Below are 26,334 nucleotides of genomic sequence, written 5' to 3'. Positions count from 1 at the left end.
ACTACTGCATCAACAGGTAAATAGTGGCATCACCACGGGTAATATTTAACGCTAACACTGGTGGTTTGCTGTCGAGAATCTTGCGCAACTCGCCCAGATTCTGTACCGGTTTCTGGTTAATACCAACGATAATATCTCCTTTTTTCAAGCCGATGCGTGCGGCAGCAGTGCCAGGTTTCACGTTATCAACCTTCACTCCTTTCTTGCCAGCAGAATCAAAGTTATTCAGTTCAGCGCCTTCAATACCGGTATAAATATTGCCGGATTCAACCTGTGCCTGAGTGCTTTGCTCCAGCGTCACATCCACGGTCAGTGGCTTACCGTCCCGCAGCAGACCCAACGTCATTTTACTGCCCACCGGCAGCGTACCGATTTCAGCACGGAAGGCCGCAAAACTGGAAATGGCCTTACCGTTCATGGTGACGATCACGTCACCGGCTTTAATTCCGGCTTTAGCGGCTGAAGACTTCGGCAATACCTGACTGATAAAGGCACCTTTCTGTGCATCCACATTCATCGCCTTAGCCAATTCGGAATTCAGCTCAGTGCCCATAATACCGAGTTCACCACGTTTTACCTGACCGAATTCCACCATCTGCGCCGTCAGGTTTTTCACCATATTGCTCGGAATAGCAAAACCGATGCCGATGTTGCCGCCGTCCGGTGCCAAAATTGCGGTATTAATCCCGATCAGCTCACCGTTCAGGTTGACCAAGGCACCGCCGGAGTTACCACGGTTAATCGCCGCATCCGTCTGGATGAAGTTCTCATAATTTTCCACATTCAGACCACTGCGCCCCAATGCCGAAACAATACCCGAGGTAGCGGTTTCTCCTAAGCCATAAGGGTTACCTATCGCTACCGTATAATCGCCCACACGGAGTTGATCGGAATCGGCCAATTTAATCGCGGTCAGGTTTTTAAAGTCTTTAAGCTGGATCAGAGCGATATCGGTACGAGGATCCTTACCGATCACTTTGCCATCAAATTTACGCCCATCATTCAGCTGTACCTGAATTTTGTTGGCATTTTCTACCACGTGATTATTGGTGACGACATAACCTTTAGTCGCGTCAATAATGACACCGGCTCCCAACCCGCGAAAAGCTTTCTGGCTTGGCTGATCACCACCGTTGGTGCCCGGTCCACCCTGGCAGAATGGCGATCCCTGGAAAGGAGATCCTTCTTGGCACAGCGGAGAGTTCCCGCCAAAGAATTGTTGAAGTTGATCTGGCACCCCAGCATTTTGCACCGGTGCGCTGCCTTCGACATTGATACTGACCACCGACGGCATAACCTTCTCTAACATCGGTGCCAAGCTAGGGAGCTGCTGGGTGCTGGACGAGGCGGTTTCTGCGGCAACGGCAGAGACCGGCCCCATGGCGAAACCGATACTTAATGCCAATGCACTTAACACTAACGTAGTTTTTTTCATGGGTCGGTTCTCTTTCTCTCTATATACAAATAACAAGTTAATTAATCGTTTCTGGCTAGCTCATGGCGCCATGTGAAATAAGATTAACTGCATTCCGTTAAGTTCATTAATGCTTAATTTGTAATAGTAAAAATTATTTTCCGTCTTTACAAAACTCGACTTAATTATGCTTAAATAATCTGTCATTAGTGGCTTTATTCTGCGGCCATCAACCGGCGATATTCGTCATAGGCATACAGATCCGTCATGCCACTGATATAATCCTGAATCAATCTGGCTCGATAATAATACTCGCGAATTTCTTGTTGTTCCGGGGATAAATGACGTAGCCCTTCTACGGCCTCGACATAAGCCAGACGGTGTTTAATCGAGAGTTTATGGTACAGCCGCGTTTCAATCGCGTAACCACGGTGGCTGTCTTGCGCCACTAACTGGGCAAAAGCAGGCTGTGGCATAGATAATAGCGGACTGTAAATATCTAACAGACCGCTAATCACACGATAGCCTTGCAGCTCCAATTGTTCAACTTCATGGTGATTGAATACATGCTTTGCCGCTACGGCTTTAAAAACTTGCAATAACTGACACGCAGGGCTGGAATCTTCCAATAAAGTCTGATTAAAGATGCCATTAAATACCGCAGGCAAATTATCAATAAATCGCTTGGCCGCATGAGGAACTAATCGACCCACGGTATAAACCCGTAAATACATAAAGAATTGGTCTTCTGAACTTCTTCTTCCCTGAACCGATTCAATTTTACCGGCGGCCTGACCTATAATCTTATCAAACAGATCGCCTGGAACACCTTCGCCCCATTCATTTCTTAAATGGCCTAATAGCTGCTCTACAGTAAAGATATTTTTCTCTACTGCATCTTCCAAATCAGCAATACAATAGGAAATATCATCAGCAGCTTCCATAATATAAGTTAGCGGGAAACGGTCGAACTCACCCATATTCAGTTCCCGTCGCAGTTTTTCGACATAAGCTTCTTCGGCCAAATAAAATCCGGGCTTTTTCATCAAATAACTGTGGCTCTCCGGTAGCGGCGCTGACCAATAAGCCGGACGGGTATATTTCAAAATACAGCCAACCTGAGCATAGGTCAGGTTAAGTTTCAGTAGCGAATAAACCAAGCGAATAGCCTGCGCATTGCCTTCGAAGTGACTGAGATCCTGACGGATACGGCTGCGTAGCAGGTTCAGTTCCGGTTGCCCTTCAGATAAACGCAAGAAGCTGACCTCACAACGATCGTGACTGTGCGGTTCCGATCCGCAACGGGTGGGATCCATTCGCTTGGCAAACCAGTTATTAATGGCGGATTCACCAAAATGACCAAATGGCGGATTGCCAATATCGTGCATCAGGCAGGCCATTTCAACAATGCTTTCAAAAGGATCGAGCAGTTTACTCAAACCCAGTTCATCAATGCGCTTCTCTTGTTTAAAGCGATTAAGAATTTCTTTGGCAATATGCCGCCCCACCTGCTGAACTTCCAGCGAATGTGTCAGACGGCTACGCACCGCAGCATTGCGCTCAAGTGGAAATACCTGGGTTTTTTGCTGTAAACGACGAATAGCCGCCGAATTGACGATACGCCCACGATCACTTTCGAACTGACGAATGATGTCGTATTCATCCTCAGCTGTAATCGCTTTGCCGAATGGCCGCTGAAAACTGATTTTCTGCTTAAAGTCGATCCCGGACATACTTCCCCCTAAAGGTGCGGCACTGGGTGATATAACATCTTCACTACTCCTGAGATGCAATGCCTTTGTGCATTATCTACGGCTCATTACCATGATAAACTACCCTGTAATAAAAACATGCTTATCCATCGATTAAAATCAGCGAGAACCGTTATGAAAGTAGGCATCATTGGTGCAATGGAGCAAGAAGTTACCCTGCTGCGTGACAAGATTGAAAACCGTCAGACATTTTCCCGCGCAGGATGTGAAATCTATACTGGCAAGTTGCACGGTGTAGAAGTGGCGCTACTGAAATCAGGTATTGGTAAAGTATCTGCGGCGATGGGGACCACATTGTTGCTGGAACATTGCCAGCCTGATGTCGTGATCAATACTGGATCGGCTGGCGGCCTGGCGGCAACACTGAACGTTGGCGATATTGTGATTTCAGAGGAAGTACGTTACCACGATGCCGACGTGACCGCTTTTGGCTATGAACCGGGTCAAATGGCGGGTTGTCCTGCGGCATTTGTCGCGGATGCCAACCTGATTGAGCTGGCTGAAACCTGCATCAAAAAATTAGATCTGAACGCCGTCCGTGGCCTGATTTGCAGCGGTGATGCCTTTATCAACGGTGCAGAGCCTCTGGCGCGTATCCGTAACACTTTCCCGAGCGTCGCCGCAGTAGAAATGGAAGCGGCAGCGATAGGTCATGTCTGTCACGCTTTCGGCACCCCATTTGTGGTGGTACGAGCCATTTCTGACGTTGCCGATAAGGCATCTCACCTGAGCTTTGATGAGTTCCTGGTGAAGGCCGCTGAACAGTCGACGCTGATGATTGAAGCGATGCTGAAAACACTGGCACAGCGCGCGTAAAAATGAAAGCCGGCTTAATACTGACCTCTTGCCGCAGACTCTTGCTTTGCGGCTTTTTGACCTTGGGAATACCCATATCGGCATCCGCTGCCGAACGCGTGATCAGTCTGGCACCCAGTACGACTGAGTTGGCCTATGCTGCCGGTTTAGGTGACAAATTGGTGGCTGTCAGCGATTATTCCGACTATCCCGAAGCGGCTAAAAAACTGGAGCACGTCGCTTCCTGGCAAGGTATTAACGTCGAGCGAATTCTGGCGCTAAAACCGGATCTGATCTTAGCCTGGCGCGGCGGTAATGCCCAAAGGCCATTAGATCAGTTAGCCCGTTTTGGTATTCCGATTTTTTATTCCGATCCCGACACTATTGACCAGATCGCCGACGATCTGGATCGGTTAGCGATCCACAGTCCCAAGCCACAACAGGCTCATCACACTGCCAACTACATTCGTCAACAGCGCGACCAACTGGTGCAACGCTATGCCCGAACAGTACCATTACGGGTATTTCTACAATTTGGTACCCAGCCACTCTTCACAACCTCGGGTCATACCTTACAAAGTGAGGTGGTTTCTTTATGTGGCGGCAAAAATATCTTTGCCACTAGCCGGGTTCCCTGGCCCCAGATCAGTCGTGAACAAGTTTTAAGCCGTCAACCTGACGCCATTATCATTGCCGGAGGAAGCGATCAAATCAAAGCGGTTTCCGCCTTCTGGCAACCGCAGCTCAATGTGCCGATTGTCGCCATCAATGAAGACTGGTTTAATCGCGCAGGGCCGCGTATCCTGCTGGCCGCTCACCAACTGTGCCAACAATTGGCCAGCGTTCCCTCTCCTGTCTCGGAGTCATCTTGATGTTGGTCTACTGGCTGGATATTTTAGGTACGGCGGTTTTTGCGATCTCCGGCGTATTGCTGGCAGGCAAACTGCGGATGGATCCTTTTGGTGTCTTGGTGCTGGGGGTAGTGACAGCCGTTGGCGGCGGGACGATCCGTGATATGGCACTGGCCAATGGTCCGGTATTTTGGGTTAAAGATCCGACGGATCTGGTAGTAGCGATGGTGACCTGTCTGGTGACTATTTTACTGGTACGGCAACCCCGGCGTACACCCAAGTGGATATTGCCCGTATTGGATGCCATCGGTCTGGCGGTATTTGTCGGCATTGGCGTGAATAAAGCCTTTGCCGCTGGAGCTAGCCCGCTGATTGCCATCTGTATGGGTGTAATTACCGGCGTAGGTGGCGGTATTATCCGCGACGTACTGGCGCGGGAAATACCGATGATTTTGCGTACCGAAATCTATGCCACCGCCTGTATTATCGGCGGTATTGCCCACGCCACCGCTTACTACACCTTTGGTCTGCCGCTGCAACAGGCGATGATGCTCGGCATGATAATGACACTGGGTATTCGGCTGGCGGCCATTCGTTGGCGGTTGAAATTACCCACTTTTGAATGGTGATGGCCAGATTAAAAAAAACCGCGAACCTGTAGGTCGCGGTTTTTTATGCCTCAATAGGGCGAAAATAATCAGATACTAAAGGAAGAACCGCAACCACAGGTGGATTTGGCGTTAGGATTGGTTACGATAAAACGTGAACCTTCCAGACCTTCAGTGTAATCCACCGCACCGCCCACCAGATATTGCAGACTCATCGGATCAACAACCAACTCAACCCCTTCTTTCTCGATAGTCATATCGCCATCGTTAACCTGATCGTCAAAAGTAAAACCATACTGAAACCCACTACAGCCGCCACCGGTGATGTACACCCGCAGTTTCATATTCGGATTTTCTTCATCAGAAATCAGCAGTTTTACTTTCTTCGCCGCAGCCTCGGTAAACTGAAGGGGCAATACCGTTTCATCGCTCATACTCTTTACTCCCAACCGATGTTCGAGTTGCAGGTTACTACAATGGCAGCCTGATCTATGAGCCAATTATCCAATACCTGAGTAATTGGTTCAAGTATTGGCATTCAATGTTATATTTTATTTACCTGTTTCAAGCGCACTTTTGCTGGTTTTCGCCGCTTCTGCTGCCTGCTCCTGACGTTGTAATGTGCGGGCTAATATGGCGGAATACAATGGCTTACCCCCCATAAACTGGGCTATCAGTGTCGCACCCAAGCAGGTCACAATCATCGGTAAAATAAGTTGATAGTTGTCGGTCATTTCCAACACCAACACGATGCCAGTCAACGGCGCGCGAACCGAAGCGGCAAATAGTGCGCCCATACCCGCAATGGCAAAGGTGCCCGCCTCAATATTATATTCGGGGAAAAAGTGGCCGCAAGACAAGCCGAATGCCGTTCCCAGCATAGTGCCCAGAGCCAGCATAGGTGCAAAAATCCCGCCCGGCGCGCCAGAGCCAAAACACAGCAATGTGGTAATTGCGCGGGCAATAAAGATAAATAACAACATGCCGACGCCGTAATTCCCCGCCGCCGCAATCGGGATCAGCGAGAATCCACCGCCGGCCGTTTCGCCTTGAACTACGCCCAGCAGACCACAGAGTCCTCCCAGCAACCCGCCGATAATTAACAGCTTACGCCAGTCCCCACCGTGGAAACGTATAAACATGTCCTGAGTACGAAATACCAGCGCGTTAAATATCACCCCTACCACTCCAAACAAAATACCCAGCGCCAGATACAACCACAGAGTATTAAGCGGCGCATCGCCGAGGCGACCGACATCAATGAGCGCTTTTTGTCCGTTAAAGTAGCGGTAGACAATAGTCGACATGATCACGCCGACAAACACCGCTTTGATGGAAACCAGGCTGTAGCGGAACTGGGTTCGCATTTCTTCGATCACGAATAAAATGCCGGCCAGTGGCGCATTGAACGCCGCCGATAGACCGGCAGCAGCACCAGTAGCCAACAGCGAATGGCGCGCTTCCGCGCTACGCAATCGGAAAATATCCACCACCATGCGGCCCGTGTTTCCACCCATTTGCACCATCGGCCCTTCACGGCCGAGCACCATTCCGGCACCCAGCGTACCGAGACCGCCGATAAATTTCACCGGAATGACCCGCCACCAGCGTACTGGGCGCATTTCATCCAGTGCGCCTTCAATTTCGGGAATACCGGATCCACCCGCCTCCGGCGCAAAACGGCGCACCAGATAATAACCAACCATCGCTAGTAAGGCAGACATGATAAAGGCCAGCGGCCAGACCAGAATGGCGTAATCCGCGACTTTCGCCAAAGTTCCCAGGCGCTGTTGCTGAATCCAATCGACACCGCGATCAAAGCCGACACCCAGCAAACCGGTAATCACCCCGACAACGCCAGCCATGACCAAAATAATCAGGGGTGTTTTGTCTCGGTTAATCAATGTGCGAATAAAGTGCCCACGGCGCATACGTAAATCGCCAATATTGGAAGTCTGTTCTGTTGAGTCAGTCATAGTGAGGTTATGTATCAGTTGAACAATAAGTAATACAAATAGACGGTGTGCCGATTTTAGCGCACAACCAGCCGATTCGCCTGCCAATAATCCGCCAGGATATGATCTGGCGCAGGATGCTGTCCGTTATCCAAGCACCGAATCCTGATACAAAATCAGGTTGATAGCCTCATTTCCCCACAAAAGATAGCCAATTATTTGATAACCGTCGCCAGTACTTTAGAATGACCGGATAAATTCCTCGCCACGCCCAATTCAGGAGCCAGTTAATGAATAAGTCCGAAAGTTTGTATGCCCAGGCGCAACAGTTGATCCCAGGCGGGGTTAATTCTCCGGTGCGTGCATTCACCGGTGTCGGTGGCGTACCACTATTTATCCACCGGGCTGATGGCGCTTACCTGTTCGACGTGGATGGCAAAGCCTATATCGATTATGTCGGCTCTTGGGGGCCGATGGTGCTCGGTCATAACCATCCGGCAGTGCGTAATGCGGTGATTGAAGCCGTTGAACGTGGCCTGAGCTTCGGTGCGCCAACCGAAATGGAAGTCAAAATGGCTGAGTTGGTGACCAATCTGGTTCCCACCATGGATATGGTGCGGATGGTTAACTCGGGTACCGAAGCCACCATGAGCGCCATTCGTCTGGCGCGCGGTTATACTCATCGCGATAAAATCATTAAGTTTGAAGGCTGTTATCACGGTCACGCTGACTGCCTGCTGGTTAAAGCCGGTTCCGGAGCCCTGACGCTCGGTCAGCCAAACTCGCCGGGGGTTCCCGCTGATTTTGCCAAGCACACTTTAACTTGCACTTACAATGACCTGGCCTCGGTCCGTGCTGCATTTGAGCAATATCCACAGGATATCGCCTGTATTATTGTCGAGCCGGTTGCTGGCAATATGAACTGCGTACCGCCATTGCCAGAGTTCCTGCCAGGCTTGCGCGAACTTTGTGATGAATTTGGTGCGTTACTGATTATCGATGAAGTGATGACCGGCTTTCGCGTCGCACTGGCTGGCGCACAAAGTTATTACAGCGTAGAGCCGGACCTAACCTGTCTGGGTAAAATCATCGGTGGCGGCATGCCAGTCGGTGCCTTTGGTGGACGTCAGGAAATTATGGAAGCACTGGCACCCACCGGCCCGGTTTATCAGGCTGGGACACTGTCCGGTAACCCTATTGCCATGGCCGCCGGTTATGCCTGTCTGACTGAAGTATCGCAGGTTGGTGTACATGAAACGCTGACCGAGCTGACCGAGCTGCTGGCTACTGGCCTGCTGTGCGCAGCAAAAGAAGAAAACATTCCGTTGGTCGTCAACCATGTTGGTGGTATGTTCGGCCTGTTCTTCACCACCGCCGAATCAGTGACTTGCTATCAGGATGTCATGGGCTGCGATGTTGAGCGTTTTAAACGTTTCTTCCATCTGATGCTGGAAGAAGGCGTTTATCTGGCACCTTCGGCGTTTGAAGCAGGCTTTATGTCCATCGCTCACAGCAAAGAGGACATTCAGAACACCGTGGATGCTGCCCGCCGCTGCTTCGCCAAGCTGTAAGTTCCGCTTGATTTTTCGTATAAAAAACCCGCAATGACGCTGCGGGTTTTTATTATCGAACTCAGATCAGAAGGCCACAATTCCCAGGATGGTCACCGGCCGCAGGCAAACACAATAAAGTGCGCCAATAACGCTCGCTAGCAAATTGGCCTGCGCATTAACCCACATCGTACTGAAGATAATTATCCGCCCTGGCGTTACGATACGTGCCAGCGAAAACCCTCATCCCCAGTTACGCGACACGCCATCGTCCAGCCAGGTCGTCTTACTGCCCGAACATATCTTTGATCCAGCCAGCGACGCCATCACCTTCAACCGGTGCAGCGGCAGCCTGACACAGACCTTGCGGATTTTCTGTCCACACAGGAATGGTACGCCAGCTTCCGCCGTCACAGATAAAGTTACCGGCAGAATCAATGTTCATCTGGCTAATGCCTTCCGGTGGTTGCAGCACCAGTGGCAACGGTGTTTGGTTTTCCAGATAACGGCGATATAGGGTTAACGCGCCGTTGGCACCGGTCAGTTTGGCCGGGCCATTGTTATCACGACCAACCCACACAATCGCGACTTCCTTACCGTCGATACCGGCAAACCAGCTATCACGCAGATCGTTGGTAGTACCCGTTTTTGCCGCCAGATTGTATTTGCCAAACTTCGCCGACAATGAACGGGATGTGCCGCGCTGCACGCCTTGCTGCATGGTATATAACGTCAGATAAGCCGCCTGTGCCGGTACCATACGTTCGGCCTGAGGGAAGCTCTGATATAACACGGTACCGTCTTCTGCCATCACCGAACGCACCGCTGACAACGGAGCACGATTACCACCACTGGCAATAGTCTGATATTCCTGTGCCACTTCTACCGGCGTCAGATCGATGGCTCCCAGCAACATGGCCGGAACCGGATTGATCACCGATTTTGGAATGCCCAAACGCTGCAAGGTCGCGCTGATTTGATCCAGCCCCAGCGCCATCCCCAGATTAACTGTCGGTACGTTCAGAGAATTCACCAGCCCATCCATCAGCATCACTTGCCCACGGAATTGGCGGTCATAGTTTTTCGGCTGCCAGATCGAGCCGTTCGGCTGTTTAAGTGAAATCGGCTGATCGGCCAACCAGGTATTGAGACGATATTTATCCGGCTGGCTTAATGCCGTCAGATACGTTGCCGGTTTCGCCAGAGAACCCACCAAACGACGAGCCTGAATGGCACGGTTAAAGCCGGCAAACTGCGGCTGTGCCCCACCAACCATCGCGCGAACTTCACCACTAAAGCGATCGACAATCACCATCGCCGCTTCCAAGTCTTTGATATTACGCGCCGCTTTCAGTGCAGGAATACCATCTTCAACGGATTTTTCAGCGGCATCCTGTGAAACGGGATCGAGGGTGGTAAAGATCTTCACGCCGGACAGATCATTAACCTTGTCACCCAGTTTCTGCTGTAGTTCCTGACGTACCATCTGCATAAAGGCGGGTTGCGGTGTAATTACCCCGCCTTTCGGCTGTACGCCTAATGGTCGAGCACTGAGCATGGTGTACAGTTCTTCATCGATAATGCCCTGATTCTGCAACAGTTTCAGTACCAGATTACGTCGTTCCAACGCCAGTGTCGGGTTGCGCCACGGGTTATACAGCGACGCCCCTTTCACCATTCCCACCAGCATCGCCTGTTGATCCAGACTCAACTCATCCACTGGGCGGCCAAAGTAATACAGGCTGGCCAACGGGAAACCGCGAATCTGATCGCTACCACTTTGGCCGAGATACACTTCGTTGAGATACAGTTCGAGAATACGATCCTTGCTGTAACGATAATCCACCAACAGCGCCATATAGGCTTCGTTGGCTTTACGCAGCAAAGAGCGTTCATTGGTTAGAAACAGGTTTTTTACCAACTGTTGCGTCAGTGTACTGCCGCCCTGTACCGCTTTGCCAGCAGTCAGATTAGCAATGGCCGCGCGACCAATAGAATACGGGCTGATGCCATCATGCTCATAAAAGTGGCGATCTTCGGTGGCCAACAAAGTATCCACCAGCAGATCAGGGAAACCAGCGCGAGGCACAAACAGGCGCTGCTCGCCATTCGGCGACTGCAACATGGTGATCAACTTGGGATCGAGGCGGAAAAAGCCGAAATCACGCTGGTTATCCAGGTTGATGATCTGCGCTAAACGATCATCCTTAAACACCAATCGGGCGCGGATCTGGCCTTCTTTACCATCTGGGAAATCAAATGGCCGACGCAGCATTTCGATACTGTTGTTCTGCACCGTGAATTCACCTGGTCGAGTCATGCGGCTCACTTGGCGGTATTGCATGCCTTCCAGCAAATTCACCATTTCTTTCTTGCTGTAAGCCATACCCGGTTCAAGGTTGACCATACGACCATAGACCGCCGCTGGCAGTTGCCAGACTTTGCCATCAATACGGCTGCGGATCTGCGAGTTCAGATAGACGCCATAGATCGCCAACAGCACCACAGCAACGATAAATAGCTTAATCAGTAACCCAAGCCAACGACGCTTTTTCCGCGCCGGAGTCGATTTTACCTTTCTTGGCATGGGTTGATCCTCATCGTCATCATCATCATAGCTATCTTCATCATCGTCACGATCATTGTCATCCAGATAGTCTTCATCATAATCATCTTCATCGCGCCGACGGCGCAGTGGCCTCTTCGGCGCAGCCTTGGCCGCTGGTTTCTTACCTTTGCGCCCCGTAGGCTCGCGGTCATCAGACATCTATTTTCTCCACTACTTCCACGCATATTGGCGGGCAAGCCGCTTAATGTCTCCTCAGCCTCATCAGTGGGGAAGAGGAAACATCTGAATTCATCAGCTTTGATACTTCTTGGTACGCCGGGTCGGCAGCGTATTGGCCGGATCATCCGGCCAGACATGTTTGGGATAACGCCCTTTCATCTCTTTTTGCACTTCCCGGTAAGCACCTTGCCAGAAGGCGGCCAAATCACCAGTAATCTGCAACGGCCGGTGGGCTGGCGACAATAATTCCAGCACCACCGCAACCTGACCTTCGGCCAGCCGAGGACTACACTGTTCGCCAAAGACTTCCTGTAGCCGCACCGCCAACATCGGCGGTTTATCATCATCGTAACGTATAGGTAGGCGACTACCTGTCGGTACAGTGTAATGACTTGGTAACGCACTATCCAGCCGCTGACGTTGTTGCCAACTCAATAATCGACCAAGCGCCTCAGCCAGATTGACCTGTCGCAACGCACGCAAGTCACGCACACCCTGCAATGAAGGTTGTAGCCACAGCTCAAGTTTCTCCAACAGACTTTCATCATCGACTACTGGCCATTCTACATTCGGTAGCCACCGCGCCACACATCGCAAGCGGGTGCGCATTTGTCGGGCATTTTCATCCCAATTCAACACGTTCAGGCCCTGCTCACGTACCCAATTGAGCAGCGCCTGTTGCCAAGCTTCGTCGTTGGGTCTGGCCAACGGCTGCGCCTTCAGAGTCAGTCGGCCTATTTGCCAGCGCCGCCATGCACGCAAAGTCCCTTTCTCTTCATCCCACTCTACCGCCGTTTGCTCGTTGACACTCTCAGGGGACTGTTTAACCAGTTGATCAATATCTACCGGCAATGCCAGCAGAATGCGTGCATCCGGCCCACCAGAGCTTTGCAGTAAACTAACCGCCACTAGCCAGGGAGAACGTGACAGCGCCTCATCCTGAGCCATAGCCGCGCCCATACCATTAGCCAACAGGTAGCGTCCATCTTGGCCGCGTTGCTGGGCAATACGATCGGGATAGGCCAGCGCCAACAACCCACCCGCCATATCGCTATCAATACTGCCCGTTCGCGAGTTAAGACGCTGTTGCAATTGTCTGGCGCGCCGCTGCCAATTCGACTGAGGTCGACTCAGCCAATAACGCAGATCGATCTGACCGCTACGCGGCGGTTCTTCGATCATGGCCGCCAGCAGTGCGGCCGTTGCCAGCGCATCGCCTCCCTGCTGCGCTGCCGCGCACAGCATCGCCGCCAGACGGGGTTCACAGCCCAGCGTCGCCATCGATCGGCCAACTGCCGTCAACTGGCCGTTCTCATCTGTCGCACCCAATCGCCTCAGTAGGCTTTGTGCTACAGTGAGTGCCAGAGCCGGAGGGCGATCCAGCCAACACAACTGGGAGATGTCCTGGCAACCCCAATGCAGCAGTTCCAGCCAGAAGTTGCATAAGTCGCTATTGAGAATTTCCGGTTCCGCATATTCGGGAGCACGCTCGGCCTGCTCCTTGGCAAATAGGTGCCAGCAGATCCCCTCTTCCAGTCGCCCAGCCCGCCCCGCTCGCTGAATCATTGACGCCTGACTGACACGCTGCGTCACCAAGCGAGTCAGGCCATTTTTGCTGTCAAAACAGGCAACCCGCTCCAGCCCGCTATCCACCACCAGACGTATCCCTTCAATGGTTAAACTGGTTTCAGCAATATTGGTCGCCAGCACCACTTTTCGCCGACCGGCAGCCGCCGGTTGAATGGCTTTCTGCTGTTCTCCAAGGGGTAATGCGCCGTAAAGTGGACAAAGATCGGTATCTTCCGCCACCTCACCGTTTAGCCGCTCCATCACTCGATGAATTTCACTCAGGCCGGGTAAAAACAGCAATAGCGAGCCGGATTCCTCATTCAACAAGCGCTTGACCCGACTGGCGATACCATCCTCCAGACGCTCATGGCTGGATAAGGGTTGATAACTGCGTAATACTGGAAAACTGCGGCCAGCCGAAACTATCGTTGGCGCATCGGGCAGCAGGGCAGAAAGTCGTTGATTATCCAGCGTAGCCGACATAATTAGCAGGGTTAAATCATCCCGCAGCCCTTGTTGTACATCCAGCAACAACGCCAAGGCCAAATCGGCCTGTAGACTGCGCTCGTGGAATTCATCCAAAATCACCAGCGATACGCCCTGTAACTCGGCATCCTGTTGCAACATTCGCGTTAAAATACCTTCGGTGACCACTTCCAGCCGAGTATTGGGCCCACTTTTGCTTTCTGCTCGCATCCGATAGCCCACGGTTTGGCCGGGTTCTTCCCCCAGTTGTTGCGCCAGCCGATAGGCCACGTTTTTCGCTGCCAGCCGGCGCGGTTCAAGCATAATAATCCGCCCTGACAATCCGCCACGCTGTAAAATCTGCAACGGCAGCCAAGTCGATTTCCCCGCCCCGGTTGGGGCATGAAGCAAGACTTGCGGCGAGGATTTCAGCGCAGAGAGCAAATCGTCAACCACCACACTGACGGGTAAAGAAGACACAGCACACTCCACGAAGGTTAACTTTCACAGTCAGGCATTGTAGCATCTAGCCTTTACGCCGTATTGATACTCGTGATACTTGAAGCCACAGAATTGTTCGCGCCATGCGTTCATCTGGATGACTGATTTGAGTAAGTAGATCGGGATTTATTGAATGATTACCGGTGACACCCATAATTTTGGCTATAGGGCTTTAACGATGCGAAACGCTAGTGATGACTGATCCAGTAAACCGACGACTGTTCTTTGCTCTGGCGCTAGCCAAACCCCATCAGCAACAGATTGTACAATGGCGCGCAGAACAGTTTGCGGCAGAAACCGGCCACCCGATTGCTGCCGCCAATTTACACCTGACGCTAGCCTTTCTCGGCGAGGTGAGTGAGCAAAAATCACAGGCGCTACAACAGTTGGCCGGACGTATTCACCAGCCCGCGTTCACCATTAGACTCGACGACTTGGGGCATTGGCCAGGTTCTGGCGTCGTGTGGTTGGGGTGTAAGCAAGCGCCAAGAGGATTATTGCAGCTTGCAGAATTATTGCGCTCTCAAGCTGCACGCAATGGCTGCTACCAAAATCCACTGCCGTTTCATCCTCATATCACTCTGTTTCGCCATGCCACCCAACCGGTTATGTTACCGCCCAAAGCGGATGTGGGACAATTTACACCAAATCAGTTCTCACTCTATGAATCAGTATATAGCCGTGGGCGCACCCGTTATAAAGTGCTTAAAAGCTGGCCGTTGGGCGATAAAATAAGGAAAGAAGATGCAATTTGACTCCCCGCTCAAACCCGCTACGCTGATCCAGCGCTATAAACGTTTCCTGGCTGATGTGATCACTCCAGCGGGAGAGACCTTGACTATTCATTGTGCAAATACCGGAGCCATGACCGGATGTGCGACACCCGGTGATACCCTGTGGTATTCCACCTCCAATAATCTTCAACGTAAATATCCCCACACTTGGGAGCTGACGCAGACTCAAACCGGTGATTGGATATGCGTTAATACCATGCGCGCCAATGGGTTAGTCAATGAAGCGATAACACGTGATGCAATACCAGAATTATCCGGTTACAGTGCTGTCTATCGTGAGGTAAGGTACGGCGCGGAAAATAGCCGTATCGACTTGTTATTACAGGCAGAAAATAAAGCCAACTGCTATATTGAAGTGAAATCGGTAACCTTATTGCAACAACAATGTGGCTATTTCCCAGATGCGGTAACGCTACGGGGACAAAAACATCTGCGTGAATTGCAAAAGAGTGTTGCTGAAGGGCATCGGGCTGTATTGTTCTTTGCCGTATTGCATTCGGGTATCAGGCAGGTCGCCGCGTCCCGACATATTGACCCGCGCTATACCGAGTTGTTGGCACAGGCTCAGGCGTCAGGGGTGGAAGTGATATGTTACGGTTTTCAACTATCGCCTGACGGTATCGAGCTCGCTGCTCGCTTGCCGTTATTAACGGTTTAGGTTCTACCGGCCAACTGCTGATTAAAAAGCCGATTGCCGAATAGCACCTCGCCAAATACGCCTTCCTTCACACCATTGTCAAGCAGGCGACAGGAATAATTGCCAACCTACCTCCCATCTGTTATTTATAGCGGCCTGATTTTTCCCCGCACTTGGGGAATCGTTCGATAGTGCGTATGAATGTAGGAGAAGCATCATGCAAGAAGGGCAAAAACGTAAAACCTCGTCCTTGAGCATTCTCGCCATCGCTGGGGTGGAGCCGTACCAAGAGAAGCCAGGCGAAGAGTACATGAATGCCGCCCAGCTTTCGCATTTTAAGCTGATTCTTGAAGCGTGGCGCAATCAGCTCAGGGATGAAGTAGACCGTACTGTATCTCACATGCAAGACGAAGCTGCTAACTTCCCTGATCCGGTTGACCGTGCAGCTCAAGAAGAGGAATTCAGTCTTGAACTTCGTAACCGCGATCGTGAGCGTAAGCTCATTAAGAAGATCGAGAAAACGCTGAAAAAAGTGGAAGATGACGACTTCGGTTTCTGCGAATCTTGTGGTGTAGAAATCGGTATTCGCCGTTTGGAAGCACGGCCAACTGCAGATTTATGCATTGACTGTAAAACCTTAGCTGAAATCCGCGAAAAGCAGATGGCTGGCTAACACAGCAAGAACGTGTGACACGGTGCCTGAGTTTTCTCCGGCACCGTATTAACATGACGGGAGCACACTCCCTTTATTTATGTCAGAAAATCATCGTTATGTGGGACGTTTCGCGCCCTCTCCTTCCGGAGATTTACACTTCGGCTCACTGATTGCCGCTCTCGGAAGTTACCTGCAAGCCCGCGCCCAAGGCGGAAGTTGGCTGGTACGCATTGAAGATATTGATCCTCCGCGTGAAATTCCGGGAGCCGCTAATCGTATCCTTGCCACGCTAGAGCATTATGGCCTCCACTGGGATGGTCAGGTCATCTATCAATCCCACCGTCACGATGCCTACCGCGCAGCCCTTGATTGGCTGCAGCAGCAAGGGTTAAGCTATTACTGCACCTGCACCCGCAGTCGGATTCAGCATATCGGCGGTTTCTATGATGGGCATTGCCGAAATCGTCACCTGCCGCCTGATCATGCCGCGATTCGATTACGCCAAACCCATCCGGTTTATGCTTTTCATGATCGCCTACTCGGTCAGCTTCACGCCGATCCAGCGCTGGCCGAAGAGGATTTTATCATTCGCCGCCGGGACAGATTGTTTGCTTACAATCTGGCAGTCGTGGTAGATGATGCGTTTCAAGGGGTCACGGAAATAGTGCGCGGAGCCGATTTGATCGAACCGACAGTGCGGCAAATTGCGTTGTATAACCAGTTACAACAGCCTGTACCGACTTATATTCACCTGCCACTGGCGCTGAATTATGACGGTCATAAATTATCCAAACAGAATCACGCACCATCATTGCCTGATGGCGATCCACGCCCGATTTTGGTCAGCGCGTTGAAATTTCTTCATCAGCCGATGCCAGAAAGCTGGCAAGATCTTGATCTATCGTTATTATTACGCTGGGCAATTGAGCACTGGAGCCTGGATTCTCTTCCACACCAGAGTGCAATAGCTCAGCCAGAAAACACATCGGCATTCTCAAAGGAACCTCGGTGAGCTATGATTAGCCGCTGTTTTTCCGTAGTTCTGTTTTTTATTAGTCACTATCGAGGTGTACCATTTTTACCCGAGTAGCCAATTTCTGCCGTAAGGTACTGATCCGCGAAGACAAAAATGTCCGTGAAGATAAAGTTACCGGTGAAGATAAAGTGGCCCGCAAAGAAAAAAGGCCCGCTAGAACTGATACCGGCCGCGTACAACATGCGGTACCGCTTGAGGAAAAACGTCCAATGACGGTTATTCCGAGGGATCAACACAATATTTCACGCAAAGAAATCAGTGATAATGCACTGAAGGTACTCTATCGCCTGAATAAATCAGGTTTTGAAGCTTATCTGGTCGGCGGCGGCGTCCGCGACTTACTGCTTGGCAAAAAGCCAAAAGATTTTGATATCACCACCAGCGCCACGCCAGAACAGGTTCGAAAACTGTTCCGTAACTGCCGTTTGGTCGGTCGCCGTTTTCGTCTGGCGCACGTGATGTTTGGGCCGGAAATTATTGAAGTAGCCACTTTCCGTGGCCATCACGAACAGCAACAACCTGAAAGTAATGATAAAAACTCCTCACAGCAAGCTCAGAACGGCATGCTGCTACGGGACAATATCTTCGGTTCTATTGAGGAAGACGCACAACGTCGCGACTTCACCATTAATAGCCTTTATTACGGGATTTCCGATTTTGCACTAAGGGATTACACCGGCGGTCTGCGTGATCTGAAACAAGGTATTATCCGCCTGATCGGCGATCCAGAAGTACGCTATCGGGAAGATCCGGTGCGGATGCTGCGAGCCGTGCGTTTTGCTGCCAAGCTGGATATGACCATCAGCCCGGAAACTGCGGAGCCGATTCCACGTCTGGCGTCACTGCTACGTGAAATTCCACCGGCGCGCCTGTTTGAAGAGTCGTTGAAACTGCTGCAATCGGGTTACGGCTATAAAACCTACCTTAAATTATGTGAATATCAGCTTTTCCAACCCTTATTCCCGCTGATTGCCCGTAACTTTACCGAGCATAACGATTCGCCAATGGAGCGAATTCTGATTCAGGTGTTAAAAAACACCGATTACCGTCTCCAGAATGATCAACGGGTCAACCCGGCATTCCTGTTTGCGGCGATGCTGTGGTATCCACTGATTGAACATGCGCAAAAACTGACGCAGGAAAGCGGTTTGGCCTATTACGATGCCTTCGCGCTGGCCATGAATGACATTTTGGATGAAGAGTGCCGTTCTCTCGCCATTCCCAAACGCATTACTGCACTGGTTCGCGATATTTGGCTGTTACAGCTACGTCTGTCTCGTCGCCAAGGCAAGCGGGCGCACAAACTGATGGAACACCCGAAATTCCGTGCCGCCTACGATTTGCTGGCGCTCCGTGCTGAAGTGGAAAATAACCATGAACTGCAACGTTTGACGCAGTGGTGGGGCGAATTCCAGGAAGCAACACCGTTGCATCAAAAAACGATGTTGAATACTTTGGGTGCCGATCCTGCACCGCGCCGTTCCCGCTCACGCCGTCCACGTAAACCGACCCAACGTAAAGAAGGGGCATAACAGGGAATATGATCCGGGTTTATATTGCGCTGGGCAGCAACCTTGCCCAACCATTGCAACAGGTGAAAACCGCTTTGGAGGCGTTGGAGCATCTGCCACGCACCCGCCTTGTTGCCTGTTCAGCGTTTTACCGGACTCGCCCTCTTGGTCCACAGGATCAGCCTGACTTTCTTAATGCCGTGGTCGCGTTAGACACGGCGTTACCGCCAGAACAGTTGTTGGATCATACCCAAGAGATCGAACGCAATCAGGGCCGGGTTCGCAAAGATCAGCGTTGGGGACCACGCACCCTTGATCTGGATATCATGTTGTACGGTGAGCAGATTATTCACACAGATCGCCTTACCGTTCCTCATTACGGCCTGAAAGAACGGGAATTCATGTTGTATCCATTGGCCGATATTGCACCGGATCTGATATTTCCAGACGGAGAATCACTGGCTAATCGGCTGACATTGGTAGCGAAAAATGGCCTGACTCCCTGGTAACTTCGGCTCATTTTCGGGTCGTTTTTCCCCGCACTTCTCTTGTACACTTCCCCCTTCAACTTTGTTAGCATGCTACTATTTTGATCATTTTGTAACCGAATCATGCTGTTACTCTACGCTCTCGCGGTCTAGTGGCGCATACAGTAGAATGAGATTTACTTTTTGCAGGCCGCAAATGCGATAACGCGCAGTGTTTTGAGCCTGTCGGGTTATTTTCTGGAGAACGAGTAATGAAAGCGATCACCCTGACCCATTTACGCCAGTGGAAACAAGAACAGCGTAAGTTCGCCACCCTCACCGCATACGATGCCAGCTTTGCCCAACTGTTCTTCGAGCAAGGCATTCAGGTCATGCTGGTCGGTGATTCCCTCGGTATGACCTTACAAGGCTTTGATTCAACCCTGCCGGTCACGATCGCCGATGTGGCCTATCACACCCGTGCAGTGCGCCGTGGTGCGCCACAATGCCTACTGTTGGCTGATATGCCCTTTATGAGTTATGCCACGCCAGAACAAACCTTTACCCACGCTGCCGAGCTGATGCGCGCCGGTGCCAATATGGTAAAACTGGAAGGTGGGAGCTGGCTATGCGAAACCGTCAGTATGCTGGCTGAGCGCGCCGTACCGGTTTGTGGTCATCTTGGTTTAACACCGCAATCGGTCAATATCTTTGGTGGCTATAAAGTTCAGGGTCGCGAAGAAGTCGCTGCTAATCAATTACTTAAAGATGCACAGGCGCTGGAACTAGCGGGTATTCAACTGCTGGTATTGGAATGCGTACCGGTTGAACTGGCGCGCCGCGTTACCGAAGCCCTGGCGATCCCAGTGATCGGTATTGGCGCTGGCAATGTTACCGATGGACAAATTCTGGTGATGCATGATGCACTGGGCATTACCGGTGGCCATATCCCCAAATTCAGCAAAAACTTTCTGGCTCAGGCCGGTGATATCCGCACCGCAATACAGCAATATATTCAGGAAGTGGAGCAAGGGATTTATCCGGCAGAAGAGCATACATTCCAATAAGTGCCACTCGCATTACATAGTAAAAATTACCGGAAGGCAGCAAACGAGTGAATCTTGGGACGCTTATCCCAGTTAGTGATTCGGGTGATCGCGTGCAGCCAACACACATACAGTTTGAAGTATGACCCGTACATGCTTTCCAATACCCCAGGAGAAAGGGAATGCTGATTATTGAAACCTTGCCATTTTTACGTCAGGAAATTCGCCGCTGGCGACAGGAAGGCAAACGTATTGCGCTGGTTCCGACGATGGGCAATCTCCACGATGGACACCTGACACTGGTGGAAGAAGCAAAAGCCCGTGCCGATGTCGTAGTGGTGAGTATCTTTGTCAACCCGATGCAGTTCGAACGCCCAGATGATCTGGCAAACTATCCGCGAACCTTACAGGAAGACTGCGAAAAATTGACGCGTCAAGGTGTAGATTTGGTCTTTGCACCTGCGCCGTCCGAGATTTACCCCACCAATTTGGAACAGCAAACTTACGCTGATGTCCCGATCCTTTCTACTATTTTGGAAGGAGCCAGCCGCCCCGGCCATTTTCGTGGCGTCTCAACCATCGTCAGCAAGCTATTCAATCTGGTGCAGCCGGATATCGCCTGTTTTGGTGAGAAAGATTACCAGCAATTGGCGCTTATCCGCAAAATGGTGGCGGATATGGGTTACGACATTGATATCGTCGGTGTACCGATTAAACGAGCCAAAGATGGGCTGGCGCTCAGTTCCCGCAATGGCTATTTGACGCTAGAAGAACGCAAGATCGCACCACAATTGGCTAAGATCATGAATAATCTTGCAGAAAAACTGACGTTGGGCGAACGTCATATTGATGAGCTACTGACCGATGCAGCAGAACATTTACATGCGGCCGGTTTCACCCCAGATGAGCTGTTTATTCGCGATGCCGAAAACCTGCAACCGCTGACGGTCGACAGCCAGCGAGCGGTCATTCTGATGGCCGCATGGCTGGGTAAAGCGCGATTGATTGATAATCAACAGGTCGATCTGATCAACTGATCTGGCGAACGTCCTCTGGTCGGGTACGGGATATTCCCCCGCTACCCGACTAGCGTCCCTGATTCCACGACAACTTCATATTCTCACGCTGAAATTAATCTCAGTCCTCACCAATCTATAGACAGCACCTATAAAATCAGCAAAACTGAAGCAAGATACTGAATGCAGGATGCCTCAGTGTTAACGCCATCTGCGTTATTCATCCGAATTGATCTGCCAGACAGAATTAATCGGGTTTACATCAGGGTTAAGGGTAAGGCTATGATACGCACCATGCTGCAAGGCAAACTGCATCGGGTTAAAGTAACTCAGGCTGATTTGCACTACGAAGGTTCCTGCGCCATCGATCAGGATTTTCTGGAGGCCGCTGGCATTCTGGAATATGAAGCAATAGATATTTATAACGTTGATAACGGTCAGCGTTTTTCTACCTACGCGATAGCCGCTGAACGCGGTTCGCGTATTATCTCTGTCAACGGTGCAGCAGCCCGTTGTGCCTGCGTTGGCGATAAACTGATTATTTGTTCTTACGTGCAAATGTCAGATATTGATGCCCGCTTGCACCATCCTAAAGTGGCTTATTTTGAAGGTGAAAATCACCTGCAACGCAAAGCTAAATCGGTGCCGGTTCAAGTTGCCTAGGCCTGACATCATATTGATATTCATAAAAAAGGAGCCATTTTTGGCTCCTTTTTATTTTTTGACGCTTATCTTGTCACTATTCAGCTTCTATCACCACGGGTGGCCGCCCCGCAGCCACGGTTGGCTGGTTAGCAATACGCTCAGCCATGGTCGGTATTGAATCCGTGCGTAAAATATACAACCGTTTTAACGTAAACGGATTGTCGCCCGGTTTCACTTTACCCTGCATGGTCGTCACTGCCAGATGGAAACCCGAGTTTTTCGCCGCATCAATGGCTTTTTGGTTAAAACCACCAAATGGATATGACAGGTAAATAACATGGGGATTGAATTGTGATAATGCCCGCTGCGAATGCTCAAAATCAAAAATAATATTATGATATGAGCGGCTCAATAATATCGGATTATGCGCATTATCCGTCCGATGTAGGAAATGGGTATGAGACTGCACATCAAATACGTCCTGAATCTGTTTTAGCTCGGAAATACTCATGAACTGTAATGAGTCAGGATTCCATTTTTGCGGATGGCGTTTGATACGAGAAGAAATAATAAATGCAGTAGCGCGAAAACCCTGCTCTTTCAAAATAGGATAAGCATAGCGACTAACCGATTTTAAACCATCATCAAATGTCAGCACTACGGCTTTCGCTGGCAGGTTGATTTGATTATTCAGGTAGCCTTCGAGCTGAGACATCGAGATAGTATCGTAACCAGCCTGTTTGAGGTAAGCCATCTGGTTACTGAATGCAACATCCGACGTTGTGGTTGAAGTATTTCTGAAGCGCTTATTCTCTTCATTTTTCAGCATATGGTGATATGTCAGCACAGGAATGCCGTTATCAATTTCGGTATCCTTCCCGCTGACATAGCCTAATCGCTGGCCAATATTGACCTGATACCAACTATTATTCAGCCGGTCTTTCAGTTTGCCAATAATCGGGTAGCGCAGGTTTTCCTCTAGCACACCGAACTCTTCACTGTCGGTATCCGGAGCAACAAAGACCCGCGTTTCACGCTTGATAAGAATATTTTGATTTGGTAACGGCTTATTTAAATCACCCAAGCTATCGTTGGTTTTCCGAGCTTTATTGACCTCTTTTAAATCATCTTTATCAATAAAACCGATGCCATGACCAAATTTAAATTCATAATATTCCGCCGCAGCCGGGAATACCTGCAATAACTGCCCCTTCTTGATTTCTCCCACCGGAATGACATGCTCGCCGATCAGCGCATAAATTTCGCTATCGCGTTCTGCGGTCATGTATCTGGAGGGCGTTACTGGGTCGTCTGACAGGAGGTCTGCGTGAGCTGCCGGTATCATGACCGACATGACAATACCGAGTAGCATCCCAATCGCTATTCTGTTTTTATGCCACATTATCGTTCTACTTATTCGCGTAACTGCGCTGAAGTGAAAAGGGGAAATTCTGGTGCGCCAGCATAGCATAAGATGCTAAATCTTGAGAAAGAGCATATTCATCTGGGCGAATATTTATTTTATTTATCGGCCATTGCATCATTGGCTCGACAACTTTGGTAGCAGGGGGCGGTGTCAGGCCGCCCCCTGAGTGGGCGCGGTTTAAGTGCGTAAACCACGACCACGTTCAATCAAATACCAAGCCAGGCTATAAAACACCGCGATAAAGGCCACCAATACGCCTAGAGTAAAGACCAGCGGCACATCGGAAATACCGAGGAAACCATAGCGAAACCCGCTAATCATATACACAATAGGATTCAATTTTGACACCGCCTGCCAAAACGGTGGTAACAGCGTCAGCGAGTAGAAGACGCCGCCCAGATAAGTCAGCGGCGTGAGCACGAAGGTCGGGATCAGGCTGATATCATCAAAGGTTTTAGCAAATACGGCGTTAAGCAAGCCACCAAGAGAAAACAGAACTGCCGTCAGCATTAGGGTGAGCGCGATCATCGACCAGGAATGTACCTGCAACGGTACAAAAAACAGCGAAATAATCGTTACCAAGACACCGACACAAATTCCCCGAGCAACACCGCCGCCAACGTAACCGACGATAACAATATGGGTCGGAACTGGCGCTACCAGCAACTCCTCAATACTACGTTGGAATTTGGCACCAAAAAATGAAGCCGCCACGTTGGCATAAGAGTTAGTGATTACCGCCATCATAATCAGACCAGGAACGATGAATTGCATGTAATCCACACCGCCCATATCGCCAATTCTTGAACCAATAAGATTACCGAAGATCACAAAATACAGTGACATAGTAATAACCGGCGGCACCAGAGTCTGAATCCAAATACGGCCAAAACGAGTAATCTCTTTGATCCAGATACTTTGTAACGCGATCCAATACAGACGGGTCATGCTTTTTCTCCCCCGTTGCCATTAACCAGATTAACAAACAGCTCTTCCAGGCGGTTGGCTTTATTCCGCATGCTAAGTACCTGAATACCCTGCGCACTCATCTGACTGAACAAGCTATTAAGACCCTGATCGCGTTTTACATCAACTTCCAGCGTAGATGTATCAATCAGGCGATACTGATAACCTTCCAATTGTGGCAACGCGCTTTTTACCCCAAGATCAAAAATAAAGGTTTCAGATTCCAGTTTTCCCAACAGTTTTTTCATCGTGGTATTTTCTACCAACTCACCGTTTTGGATAATACCGATATTCCGACACAGCATTTCAGCCTCTTCCAGATAATGCGTGGTGAGGATGATGGTGGTGCCTTGCGCGTTCAATTCTTTCAGGAAGCCCCACATTGAACGGCGTAATTCGATATCGACCCCAGCGGTAGGTTCATCCAAAATCAACAGTTTTGGTTGATGCATCAAGGCTCTGGCGATCATCAAACGGCGTTTCATACCACCGGACAGGCGAATGGCTCGTTCGTTGCGTTTGCCCCACAGATCAAGCTGACTCAGATATTTCTCTGCCCGCGCCAGCGCTTCGCGCCGCGTAACTCCATAATAACCCGCCTGAGTGATCACTATCTGCAATACGGTTTCGAACGGGTTAAAGTTGAATTCCTGCGGCACCAGACCGAGCTGGCGTTTGGCATTCACAATATCTTTGTCAATATCGTAACCAAACACCTGAACCTTGCCCGAGGTTTTGTTGACCAGCGAACTGATAATGCCGATGGTGGTTGATTTACCGGCACCATTAGGCCCAAGCAAGGCATAAAAATCCCCGGCCTCAACATGTAAATCAATACCACGTAAAGCCTGAACGCCACCGGCATAGGTTTTGGTGAGCTGCGTTAATTCCAGTGCATATGTCATAAGTAAAAATGGACCTTATTCAATGAAGAACTTCCAGTAAGGAATATCAATGGCTTATCCCACCCATCCCGCAGGGGACAAGTCGTAGAGAGCCAGTGAGAACCAGATAAACTCCGGGAAGTTGCTACTCGGGCAATATTGTATCCTATCAGAAACAACTGTTCCGATTTCTAAATCATAATGCTTGCCGTATATTATCCTATCGCAATCCGTTTATTACAGGTTATTAACATCGATGGAAGAAATCCAAAAACTCATCGCGAACAATCGCTCTTGGTCAAACTCCATCAGCAAGCAAGATCCCAGTTTTTTTGAGCACCTGTCTCAAGCGCAAAAACCGCGTTTTCTCTGGATCGGTTGTTCCGATAGTCGGGTCCCTGCCGAGCAACTAACTGGTCTGAAATCCGGGGAATTATTTGTTCACCGTAACGTTGCCAATTTGGTTATTCACACCGATTTAAACTGTCTGTCTGTGGTGCAATACGCCATTGATGTACTTCAGGTTGAACATATCATTATCTGCGGCCATCTGGGCTGTGGCGGCGTTGAAGCTGCAATCAAAGGTGATGAAATGGGACTGATCGATAACTGGTTACTACACATCCGCGACCTGTGGTACAAACATCGGTCGTTACTGGGAGAGTTGGCAGAAGAAGAACGCAGTAATGTGTTATGCCAAATCAACGTTGTCGAACAGGTTTATAACCTGGGTCATTCAACCATCGTGCGTTCCGCCTGGAAACGTGGGCAGAAAGCGATGATTCACGGTTGGGTTTATGGCATTGAAGATGGCTTGCTACGTGATTTAGAAGTTTCGGCCACCAGCCTGAGCAGCCTGGAAATGGCTTACCAAAATGCTATGGCGACCTTATTGCAAGGTAAAAGCATGTAATCCGGTGTCCCTTCGTTCAGCGTTGTTCGCCGTTCGAAGGAAACCTCGCGATCTTTGCGTTAATGCCCCA

At 50.2% G+C, this 26,334-nt stretch carries 23 protein-coding genes; 14 read left to right on the top strand and 9 right to left on the bottom strand.

Annotation, left to right across the window (positions count from 1 at the left end; all coding sequences use genetic code 11):
• Window position 1: 1 nt before the first annotated feature.
• Together degP and dgt are read right to left on the bottom strand one after the other, a co-directional pair.
• Window positions 2-1,435 (bottom strand): serine endoprotease DegP, encoded by a 1,434-nt coding sequence (gene degP / locus DJ39_RS06285; protein WP_004719126.1) that lies wholly within the window; start codon window positions 1,433-1,435, stop codon window positions 2-4.
• A gap of 194 nt (window positions 1,436-1,629) precedes the next feature.
• Complete coding sequence (dgt, locus tag DJ39_RS06280) at window positions 1,630-3,147, bottom strand: dGTPase (RefSeq protein WP_004719125.1); 1,518 nt, start codon at window positions 3,145-3,147, stop codon at window positions 1,630-1,632.
• 153 nt (window positions 3,148-3,300) lie between these two features.
• Between dgt and mtnN the strand changes: the two genes are divergently transcribed.
• Genes mtnN through DJ39_RS06265 form a run of 3 tightly spaced genes read left to right on the top strand, consistent with a single transcriptional unit; the run spans window position 3,301 to window position 5,461 of the window.
• Window positions 3,301-4,002, top strand: a complete 702-nt coding sequence (gene mtnN, locus DJ39_RS06275) for a 5'-methylthioadenosine/S-adenosylhomocysteine nucleosidase (RefSeq protein WP_004719124.1) — start codon at window positions 3,301-3,303, stop codon at window positions 4,000-4,002.
• Window positions 4,003-4,004: 2 nt separating this feature from the next.
• The gene (btuF, locus tag DJ39_RS06270) at window positions 4,005-4,853 is read left to right on the top strand and encodes a vitamin B12 ABC transporter substrate-binding protein BtuF (RefSeq protein ID WP_049688027.1); all 849 of its coding nucleotides are present in this window, start codon (window positions 4,005-4,007) and stop codon (window positions 4,851-4,853) included.
• On the top strand, window positions 4,853-5,461 hold the full coding sequence (locus DJ39_RS06265) for a TRIC cation channel family protein (RefSeq protein WP_038251239.1): 609 nt from the start codon (window positions 4,853-4,855) through the stop codon (window positions 5,459-5,461). Before btuF ends, DJ39_RS06265 begins: the two co-directional genes overlap by 1 nt.
• Before the next feature lie 68 nt (window positions 5,462-5,529).
• Here the strand turns inward: DJ39_RS06265 and erpA are convergent, their stop codons facing one another.
• The gene (gene erpA, locus DJ39_RS06260) at window positions 5,530-5,874 is read right to left on the bottom strand and encodes an iron-sulfur cluster insertion protein ErpA (protein ID WP_004719122.1); all 345 of its coding nucleotides are present in this window, start codon (window positions 5,872-5,874) and stop codon (window positions 5,530-5,532) included.
• 117 nt (window positions 5,875-5,991) lie between these two features.
• Window positions 5,992-7,416, bottom strand: a complete 1,425-nt coding sequence (gene clcA / locus DJ39_RS06255; protein WP_004719121.1) for a H(+)/Cl(-) exchange transporter ClcA — start codon at window positions 7,414-7,416, stop codon at window positions 5,992-5,994.
• A 269-nt stretch (window positions 7,417-7,685) separates the two neighbouring features.
• Here clcA and hemL point away from each other — a divergent pair, with 269 nt between their 5' ends.
• The gene (gene hemL / locus DJ39_RS06250) at window positions 7,686-8,966 is read left to right on the top strand and encodes a glutamate-1-semialdehyde 2,1-aminomutase (protein ID WP_004719120.1); all 1,281 of its coding nucleotides are present in this window, start codon (window positions 7,686-7,688) and stop codon (window positions 8,964-8,966) included.
• A gap of 265 nt (window positions 8,967-9,231) precedes the next feature.
• Here hemL and mrcB read toward each other — a convergent pair whose 3' ends face one another.
• Both mrcB and hrpB read right to left on the bottom strand, forming a co-directional pair.
• Window positions 9,232-11,712 (bottom strand): bifunctional glycosyl transferase/transpeptidase, encoded by a 2,481-nt coding sequence (mrcB, locus tag DJ39_RS06245; protein WP_004719119.1) that lies wholly within the window; start codon window positions 11,710-11,712, stop codon window positions 9,232-9,234.
• A gap of 93 nt (window positions 11,713-11,805) precedes the next feature.
• A complete protein-coding gene (gene hrpB / locus DJ39_RS06240; RefSeq protein WP_004719118.1) occupies window positions 11,806-14,247 on the bottom strand; it encodes an ATP-dependent helicase HrpB in 2,442 nt (813 codons plus the stop codon).
• 215 nt (window positions 14,248-14,462) lie between these two features.
• On the opposite strand from hrpB, the gene thpR reads away from it, so the two are divergent.
• The 9 genes from thpR to panD all read left to right on the top strand — a co-directional run bounded on the left by thpR (window position 14,463) and on the right by panD (window position 22,093).
• Entirely contained in the window at window positions 14,463-15,023 is a 561-nt protein-coding gene (gene thpR, locus DJ39_RS06235) for an RNA 2',3'-cyclic phosphodiesterase (RefSeq protein WP_004719117.1), read from the top strand.
• Window positions 15,013-15,720, top strand: coding sequence for a DNA/RNA nuclease SfsA (sfsA, locus tag DJ39_RS06230; RefSeq protein WP_038251236.1), 708 nt, complete (start codon window positions 15,013-15,015; stop codon window positions 15,718-15,720). The genes thpR and sfsA overlap by 11 nt, the downstream gene beginning before the upstream one ends.
• 196 nt (window positions 15,721-15,916) lie before the next feature.
• Window positions 15,917-16,372: an RNA polymerase-binding protein DksA gene (gene dksA, locus DJ39_RS06225; RefSeq protein ID WP_002209354.1), complete on the top strand. Its 456-nt coding sequence runs from the start codon at window positions 15,917-15,919 to the stop codon at window positions 16,370-16,372.
• 79 nt (window positions 16,373-16,451) lie between these two features.
• Window positions 16,452-17,366: a tRNA glutamyl-Q(34) synthetase GluQRS gene (gluQRS, locus tag DJ39_RS06220; protein WP_004719115.1), complete on the top strand. Its 915-nt coding sequence runs from the start codon at window positions 16,452-16,454 to the stop codon at window positions 17,364-17,366.
• A gap of 62 nt (window positions 17,367-17,428) precedes the next feature.
• Window positions 17,429-18,922: a polynucleotide adenylyltransferase PcnB gene (gene pcnB / locus DJ39_RS06215; protein WP_071665726.1), complete on the top strand. Its 1,494-nt coding sequence runs from the start codon at window positions 17,429-17,431 to the stop codon at window positions 18,920-18,922.
• Between the two features lie 8 nt (window positions 18,923-18,930).
• Window positions 18,931-19,410: a 2-amino-4-hydroxy-6-hydroxymethyldihydropteridine diphosphokinase gene (gene folK, locus DJ39_RS06210; RefSeq protein ID WP_004719113.1), complete on the top strand. Its 480-nt coding sequence runs from the start codon at window positions 18,931-18,933 to the stop codon at window positions 19,408-19,410.
• A 230-nt stretch (window positions 19,411-19,640) separates the two neighbouring features.
• Window positions 19,641-20,435, top strand: a complete 795-nt coding sequence (gene panB, locus DJ39_RS06205) for a 3-methyl-2-oxobutanoate hydroxymethyltransferase (RefSeq protein ID WP_004719112.1) — start codon at window positions 19,641-19,643, stop codon at window positions 20,433-20,435.
• A 161-nt stretch (window positions 20,436-20,596) separates the two neighbouring features.
• Entirely contained in the window at window positions 20,597-21,451 is an 855-nt protein-coding gene (gene panC / locus DJ39_RS06200; protein WP_004719111.1) for a pantoate--beta-alanine ligase, read from the top strand.
• Between the two features lie 261 nt (window positions 21,452-21,712).
• Window positions 21,713-22,093, top strand: a complete 381-nt coding sequence (panD, locus tag DJ39_RS06195) for an aspartate 1-decarboxylase (RefSeq protein WP_038245063.1) — start codon at window positions 21,713-21,715, stop codon at window positions 22,091-22,093.
• 76 nt (window positions 22,094-22,169) lie between these two features.
• Here panD and DJ39_RS06190 read toward each other — a convergent pair whose 3' ends face one another.
• The 3 genes from DJ39_RS06190 to DJ39_RS06180 form a co-directional block, all read right to left on the bottom strand.
• Window positions 22,170-23,477 carry a polysaccharide deacetylase family protein gene (locus DJ39_RS06190; protein ID WP_038245009.1) on the bottom strand — a complete coding sequence of 436 codons (1,308 nt, stop codon included), beginning with the start codon at window positions 23,475-23,477 and terminating at the stop codon, window positions 22,170-22,172.
• Between the two features lie 201 nt (window positions 23,478-23,678).
• The gene (locus DJ39_RS06185; RefSeq protein ID WP_038245005.1) at window positions 23,679-24,449 is read right to left on the bottom strand and encodes an ABC transporter permease; all 771 of its coding nucleotides are present in this window, start codon (window positions 24,447-24,449) and stop codon (window positions 23,679-23,681) included.
• Window positions 24,446-25,372 (bottom strand): ABC transporter ATP-binding protein, encoded by a 927-nt coding sequence (locus DJ39_RS06180; protein ID WP_004719106.1) that lies wholly within the window; start codon window positions 25,370-25,372, stop codon window positions 24,446-24,448. The genes DJ39_RS06185 and DJ39_RS06180 overlap by 4 nt, the downstream gene beginning before the upstream one ends.
• A 235-nt stretch (window positions 25,373-25,607) precedes the next feature.
• On the opposite strand from DJ39_RS06180, the gene can reads away from it, so the two are divergent.
• Window positions 25,608-26,264 carry a carbonate dehydratase gene (can, locus tag DJ39_RS06175; RefSeq protein WP_004719105.1) on the top strand — a complete coding sequence of 219 codons (657 nt, stop codon included), beginning with the start codon at window positions 25,608-25,610 and terminating at the stop codon, window positions 26,262-26,264.
• The last annotated feature ends 70 nt before the right edge of the window (window positions 26,265-26,334 follow it).

Source organism: Yersinia ruckeri ATCC 29473 (assembly GCF_000754815.1).
Classification (GTDB): domain Bacteria; phylum Pseudomonadota; class Gammaproteobacteria; order Enterobacterales; family Enterobacteriaceae; genus Yersinia; species Yersinia ruckeri.
Note: the sequence above shows the minus strand (reverse complement) of the source record. Positions and strands in the feature narration are given on the sequence as shown.

Bases quoted from the DNA above. Each gene is read 5' to 3' on its own strand.
- degP (WP_004719126.1), bottom strand. From the start codon at position 1,435: ATGAAAAAAACTACGTTAGTGTTAAGTGCATTGGCATTAAGTATCGGT.
- dgt (WP_004719125.1), bottom strand. From the start codon at position 3,147: ATGTCCGGGATCGACTTTAAGCAGAAAATCAGTTTTCAGCGGCCATTC.
- mtnN (WP_004719124.1), top strand. From the start codon at position 3,301: ATGAAAGTAGGCATCATTGGTGCAATGGAGCAAGAAGTTACCCTGCTG.
- btuF (WP_049688027.1), top strand. From the start codon at position 4,005: ATGAAAGCCGGCTTAATACTGACCTCTTGCCGCAGACTCTTGCTTTGC.
- DJ39_RS06265 (WP_038251239.1), top strand. From the start codon at position 4,853: ATGTTGGTCTACTGGCTGGATATTTTAGGTACGGCGGTTTTTGCGATC.
- erpA (WP_004719122.1), bottom strand. From the start codon at position 5,874: ATGAGCGATGAAACGGTATTGCCCCTTCAGTTTACCGAGGCTGCGGCG.
- clcA (WP_004719121.1), bottom strand. From the start codon at position 7,416: ATGACTGACTCAACAGAACAGACTTCCAATATTGGCGATTTACGTATG.
- hemL (WP_004719120.1), top strand. From the start codon at position 7,686: ATGAATAAGTCCGAAAGTTTGTATGCCCAGGCGCAACAGTTGATCCCA.
- mrcB (WP_004719119.1), bottom strand. From the start codon at position 11,712: ATGTCTGATGACCGCGAGCCTACGGGGCGCAAAGGTAAGAAACCAGCG.
- thpR (WP_004719117.1), top strand. From the start codon at position 14,463: ATGACTGATCCAGTAAACCGACGACTGTTCTTTGCTCTGGCGCTAGCC.
- sfsA (WP_038251236.1), top strand. From the start codon at position 15,013: ATGCAATTTGACTCCCCGCTCAAACCCGCTACGCTGATCCAGCGCTAT.
- dksA (WP_002209354.1), top strand. From the start codon at position 15,917: ATGCAAGAAGGGCAAAAACGTAAAACCTCGTCCTTGAGCATTCTCGCC.
- gluQRS (WP_004719115.1), top strand. From the start codon at position 16,452: ATGTCAGAAAATCATCGTTATGTGGGACGTTTCGCGCCCTCTCCTTCC.
- folK (WP_004719113.1), top strand. From the start codon at position 18,931: ATGATCCGGGTTTATATTGCGCTGGGCAGCAACCTTGCCCAACCATTG.
- panB (WP_004719112.1), top strand. From the start codon at position 19,641: ATGAAAGCGATCACCCTGACCCATTTACGCCAGTGGAAACAAGAACAG.
- panC (WP_004719111.1), top strand. From the start codon at position 20,597: ATGCTGATTATTGAAACCTTGCCATTTTTACGTCAGGAAATTCGCCGC.
- panD (WP_038245063.1), top strand. From the start codon at position 21,713: ATGATACGCACCATGCTGCAAGGCAAACTGCATCGGGTTAAAGTAACT.
- DJ39_RS06190 (WP_038245009.1), bottom strand. From the start codon at position 23,477: ATGTGGCATAAAAACAGAATAGCGATTGGGATGCTACTCGGTATTGTC.
- DJ39_RS06185 (WP_038245005.1), bottom strand. From the start codon at position 24,449: ATGACCCGTCTGTATTGGATCGCGTTACAAAGTATCTGGATCAAAGAG.
- DJ39_RS06180 (WP_004719106.1), bottom strand. From the start codon at position 25,372: ATGACATATGCACTGGAATTAACGCAGCTCACCAAAACCTATGCCGGT.
- can (WP_004719105.1), top strand. From the start codon at position 25,608: ATGGAAGAAATCCAAAAACTCATCGCGAACAATCGCTCTTGGTCAAAC.